The 1,607-nt window shown below is 33.2% G+C and carries 1 protein-coding gene; it reads left to right on the top strand.

Translation table 11 applies throughout. The features are described from left to right. Positions 1–857: 857 nt before the first annotated feature. Positions 858–1,607 (top strand): replication initiation protein (locus C9E89_RS22505; protein ID WP_107010290.1); only part of this gene is annotated, 750 nt, incomplete at its 3' end.

Below are 1,607 nucleotides of genomic sequence, written 5' to 3'. Positions count from 1 at the left end.
AAAAGATCGTGAATCTAGAGAACAGCAGTTGCATGAAGAACAAGAACAACGTGATGAGCAAGAAAAACGAGCACCCGACCTTTTAGCATTTTCAAAACGTGAAGACCAAGAAAAACAGCAAAAAAATGAACCCAAAAAACCAGATTTTGATAATAATCCTGACTACATGCCTTGGTAACCCCCATTTAAACGCAAGGAAATGGGGTTTTTAGCGACTTTAACTAAAAATATAGGGAAACTATAGTTGATTAAAATAAAATTTCTTAGAACGCAAATGAGAGCATTTAGCGAGTGTCTACGAGCGTCACATTGAAAGTTCGCTTAATTCCCCTCTGAAAAACCGTTTTTACTGAATTACAGTAGATTGTGCTTAGCGAGTGTCTACGAGCGACACAATGAAGCTTTTGCTTTTCAAAAAGCATGAGCGAAGCGAATGCATTATTCATACTTTTGCTTTTTGAATACTCGATAAATTAAGAAAAAAACTGCCCCGTCGAAGCGAGAGAAACGAGCTTCAATAGAGTACGAGCTTTAGCGAGTACCAAGGGCAGTTTTTATAGCCCGAATTTGAACAAGATTCCCTTTTATACTTTTAAAAAGCTTTTAAAAGCTTTTAGCTCCTCTAAGAGCCTTATATAGCAAGGGTTTCAACCTTTAAAAGGGTACAAATAGCATGATAAAGGGTACAAATAGCATGATTTTATCGTTTAAAAGGGTACAAATAGCATGATTAAAGGGTACAAATAGCATGATAAAGGGTACAAATAAATTCTTGTACCCTTATGTTTGTTGGTGTACATTGTTTTCTCATGAGGGTACAAAAATCATGTTCATTTTTTATAAGGTTTGATATCTGAATGAATAAAGAAAATAGTTATGAGAAATCTTATCCAGTAACAACAATGGCTATTCAAAATAAAGTTACTGAATGCTTTAAAAGCATGTCTGTAGATGAAAAAAGAATTTTAATTATGGCTTCTCCGATTGCTAGAAATATCGATGCAAGTGAGCAAGATCAAATCTTAATATCTGCTCAACAATTTGCTGATGACTGTGGTATCAAGGTCAATTCTGCTTATAAACAAATTGAGAATGCGTCAAAAAAACTAGTAGATCGGTCTTTTTCATACATTAATGATAAAGGGAAAAAGGTTTACTCTAACTGGGTCATTGATGCTACTTACGAGGATGCAGGGATATCTTTAAGGTTTACATCTATTATTTTAGTAATGTTAAAAATTTTAGATAAATACAATCCATACACTCGTTATAAAAAAGATGTAGTTTTGAAATTAAAAAAAGACTACTCAATAGACTTTTACCATTTAGCAAAAAAAAATCAGGCAAAAAATGGCTTTGAATTAACACTAGATGAAATGTTTACAGAGTTTGGTCTACCAGAATCTTATAAAGATTTGAGAAACTTAAAACGAAGAGTCTTGAAAAGCTCATTAGATGAAATTAATGAGTTTACCGATGTAACAGTTGACTATAATCCAATTAAAAAAGGGCGTTCTGTTGTCGGCTTTAAATTCACCGTAAAAGAAAAACCCAAGCCAAAACTCACAGCACCAATAAGGGATAAAAAAACCATAGATATGTTCTGT

The organism is Acinetobacter sichuanensis, assembly GCF_003024515.2.
Classification (GTDB): Bacteria; Pseudomonadota; Gammaproteobacteria; order Pseudomonadales; family Moraxellaceae; genus Acinetobacter; species Acinetobacter sichuanensis.
The sequence above is the reverse complement of the archived record's forward strand: the minus strand, read 5'-3'. Positions and strand labels throughout refer to the sequence as shown.